This is a genomic window from Variovorax sp. CF313 (genome assembly GCF_000282635.1).
Classification (GTDB): Bacteria; Pseudomonadota; Gammaproteobacteria; order Burkholderiales; family Burkholderiaceae_C; genus Variovorax.
Window position 1 is genome coordinate 1 of record NZ_AKIW01000162.1, and the last position, 775, is coordinate 775.

1 pseudogene is annotated in these 775 nt (G+C 66.2%); it reads right to left on the reverse strand.

The features are described from left to right. Positions 1 to 775: pseudogene (locus PMI12_RS26240) on the reverse strand (AMP-binding protein); the annotation flags it as partial.

Sequence of the window (775 nt, forward strand, 5' to 3'; positions counted from 1 at the left end):
CCACTGGCGCAGGCGCTGCGGGTCGAGCGCTTCGCCGCCGAAGATGACGGTGCGCAATGTCAAATCATGGACTTGCGGCAGGCTGGTCAGTTGGCCAAAGGCCGAAGGCGTCTGGTTGAGCACGCTCACCTTCTGCACCTGCAGCAGCTGCAGGAAGTCCTCGGGCGAGCGGCTGACCCAGAACGGCACGACCACCAGCTTGCCCCCGGTGCACAGGGCCCCGAAGATCTCCCACACGGAGAAGTCGAAGGCGTAGGAGTGGAACATCGTCCACACGTCCTCGGGGCCGAAGCCGAACCAGGCATCGGTGGCATCGAGCAGCCGTGTCACGTTGCGGTGGCACAGCTGTGCACCCTTGGGACGGCCGGAGGTGTAGATGACGTAGGCGAGGTTCTCGCCGTGCAGGTCGATATCGGGGTTGGTGTGGGGTTCCGCACTAACGTCGAGCGTGTCCAGGGCCAACACCTGCAGCGCCTCGGTGCCCGGCACCTGCAGGTGGCTCTGCGTGAGCAGCAGCGCGATGCCGCTGTCGCGGACCATGTACGTCAGCCGATCTGTGGGGTACTCCGGGTCCAGCGGCACGTAGGCGCGCCGGCCTTCGGATCGCCAGGATACCCACCACCATCTCGATGGAGCGTTCCACCGCGATGCCCACCTTGGTCTCGGGCTTCACGCCCCGGGCGATCAGCCGGTGTGCAAGGCGGTTGGCCTGTGTGTTGAGTTCGCCGTAGCTCAGCGTTTGCTCGCCGAAGCACAGCGCGGGTGCTTCGGGGCG